The sequence below is a fragment of the Pedobacter sp. 01T416_2 genome, assembly GCF_056398925.1.
On record NZ_JBFTQI010000762.1, the window covers coordinates 1 to 2768 of the forward strand.

Annotated in this window: 3 protein-coding genes and 1 pseudogene; 3 read left to right on the forward strand and 1 reads right to left on the reverse strand. The window is 36.5% G+C overall.

All coding sequences use genetic code 11. The annotated features are described in order from the left end of the window. A pseudogene (locus AC1DPQ_RS23700) lies at positions 1 to 209 on the reverse strand (D-alanine--D-alanine ligase); the annotation flags it as partial. 188 nt (positions 210 to 397) lie between these two features. Between AC1DPQ_RS23700 and AC1DPQ_RS23705 the strand changes: the two are divergent. From AC1DPQ_RS23705 to AC1DPQ_RS23715, 3 genes are read left to right on the forward strand one after another with little or no spacing between them, the layout of a single operon-like run. Beyond that, positions 398 to 1168 (forward strand): PASTA domain-containing protein, encoded by a 771-nt coding sequence (locus AC1DPQ_RS23705; protein WP_477611070.1) that lies wholly within the window; start codon positions 398 to 400, stop codon positions 1166 to 1168. Positions 1169 to 1187: 19 nt separating this feature from the next. Beyond that, positions 1188 to 2243 carry an endolytic transglycosylase MltG gene (mltG, locus tag AC1DPQ_RS23710; protein ID WP_477611071.1) on the forward strand — a complete coding sequence of 352 codons (1056 nt, stop codon included), beginning with the start codon at positions 1188 to 1190 and terminating at the stop codon, positions 2241 to 2243. Further along, positions 2243 to 2650: an acyl-CoA thioesterase gene (locus AC1DPQ_RS23715; RefSeq protein WP_477583564.1), complete on the forward strand. Its 408-nt coding sequence runs from the start codon at positions 2243 to 2245 to the stop codon at positions 2648 to 2650. The genes mltG and AC1DPQ_RS23715 overlap by 1 nt, the downstream gene beginning before the upstream one ends. Positions 2651 to 2768 lie beyond the last annotated feature (118 nt).

Here is a 2768-nt window from a genome sequence, read left to right on the forward strand (position 1 = left end):
CCTTCAAGCGTTAAGGAAAAATCATTTTTATCAATTTCAATTTTAACAGAATCAGCAGGTTCATAAAACCAGCCCTTTTCGTTCAGCATAATCTTATACACATCGTATAAATTGGGGTCGATATTTTGGGCAATAGTGGCTGCGCTTTTCACCGAAACAACCCATTCGCCTGTGGTACCGCCTGTTAACAATGCTATCGTTTTCTTCATGTTAAAAATCCTTTTATAAATAGAAATTGAATATAAATATATCCTCAAAAATATAAATATCTTTGTGCTTTAGTAATATTGAAGGAGAGAATTTATTGAATGATTGAATGAGGAAATGGATTCTATAATTCAATCAATCATTAAAATAGTTACATTTGAGCTTGTACGCATAACCCAAATTAAGATTCATGTCTAAATTTATAGATTATTTAAAAACCAAATCGTTTAGAAACAATATTTTAGCTGCAATAATAACTGTTGTTGTGCTTCTACTGGTTGCTTTTTTTAGTTTAAGATATTATACCAAACACGGACAGGGCCTAAATGTACCTATGGTAAAAGGCTTATCTTTTGAGCAGGCAGTTAAGAAACTCGAAGATGCCGGATTAAAATATGAAGTAGATTCTGTTTTTATTATGGATCAACCTGCAGGAATTGTAATTGATCAGGATCCTGATCCCAATACTTTTGTAAAAGATAACCGTACCATTTACTTAACCATTAACGCAGGTAAAACACCGAATACAAAATTCCCTGATATAGCGTTTAAGACCTTARGAGAAGCACAGGCTATAATAGAGAGCTCTAGATTAAAACTCGGCGATACCACCTATAAGCCAGATGTAAGCCGCGATGTGGTTTTAGAAGCTTCTTTCGGCGGCCAGCCAATAGCAGTAGGACAGGTTGTGCCTGTTGGCTCCAGGATTAACCTGGTATTGGGCGATGGACGTGGAAACGAAGAAGTAGATATTCCACAACTAATGGGATTAACGATGGATGAAGCGAAATTTAGCCTAAGAGGTTCGAACCTGAGTTTAGGCACTATTATTTACGATGGCCCTATTACCGATAGTGCTGCTGCCATTATTATTAAACAAGATCCTATGCTGGTTGATTCGTTAACCAAAGTGGCTATAGGCACAAAGATTAACATTACCCTATCTAACAAACAACAATAAACACGTATCATATTTACAGATGACTGAAGTAGAAAAAAAGAACATGAGTACAGGCAAAAAAGTGGCAATAGTGATTGCACTTGTTGTTATTTTAATTGCTGGTTACTTTGCGTTAAATATTTACAGGCTTTACTTTGCCCCCAACGTTACCGAAAATCAAAAATATCTATATATCAAAACCGGAAGCAGCTACGATGATCTGATCGCAGAAATTAAAAAGAAAGATCTGGTAAAAAGTATCTCTTCTTTTACTGCAGCTGCCGGAAAAATGAATTTAGCTACAAGCGTTAAACCCGGACGTTACCGTTTAACCAAAGGAATGACCAACCGCAGTTTAATTAACTTAATTAAAGCTGGAAATCAAGATCCGGTTAAATTGAAATTCCATAACATCCGCAAGAAAGAAAACTTCGCTGCATATCTGGCCAGCAATCTGGAAGCCGATTCGTTAAGCTTTATCAATGTTTTAGATTCTACGGCGCTGATTAGCAAATACGGTTTTAACCAGGATAATGTGTATGCCATGTTTATTCCGAACACTTACGAAATGTATTGGAATATTTCGCCGGTTGACTTCTTTGAGCGCATGCACAAGGAATATGATAAATTCTGGACAGCCGACCGCAAGCAAAAAGCAGCAAGTTTAAACCTGACTCCGGTACAGGTATACACCTTAGCTTCAATTGTTGATGCAGAGGCGCTTTRCGACAAAGAAATGCCCATTATAGCAGGTTTGTATTTAAACCGTTTGAATAAAGGCATATTGTTACAGGCTGATCCAACGGTAATTTTTGCAAACAACGATTTTACGGTAAAAAGGGTAACCGGAAAATTATTACAGGTACAATCGCTTTACAACACGTATAAATATGCTGGTTTGCCTCCAGGCCCTATTATGATGCCAAGTATTAATGCGATTGATGCTGTACTAAACCGCGATAACAACAATTACATTTACATGTGTGCCAAAGAAGATTTTTCCGGCTACCATAACTTTGCTGAAAATAAAGCACAGCACGAAATCAATGCAAAGAAATATCGTGAAGCTTTAAACAAAAGAAACATTTTTAAATAATGTATAGCCACAGTACAAAAATCAGGGTTCGGTATGGCGAAACCGATCAAATGGGTTATATGTATTACGGCAATTATGCACAGTACTACGAAGTAGGCCGGGTAGAAATGTTGCGTAGTTTGGGCATGAGCTATAGCTCGATGGAAGCTGATGGAATTATGATGCCAGTTTTGGAATTAAAATGCAAATATATTAAACCTGCCCTATACGATCAGGAAATTACGGTAAAAACAATCATCAAAACCTTACCTGGCATCAGGATCTTTTTCGAGTACGAGTTGTATAACGAAAAAGAAGAGTTGATCAACATTGGGACAACTACATTGGTTTTCGTTGATATGAAGAAAAACAAACCTACAAATCCACCCGAAAATTTTATGCAAAAACTATCGGTGTTTTTTAATTAACAAATACAATGGAATGGTTACATAGGCAATTATTACATCTTAAACTCTATTCTAGATTTATCGAATGGACGAAGGGATGTGTTTTGCCTGGTTTTAGCCCACTTCCATTGTATACTGT

Excerpts from the sequence above, each read along its gene's own strand:
- AC1DPQ_RS23715 (WP_477583564.1), top strand. The coding sequence starts at position 2,243 with ATGTATAGCCACAGTACAAAAATCAGGGTTCGGTATGGCGAAACCGAT.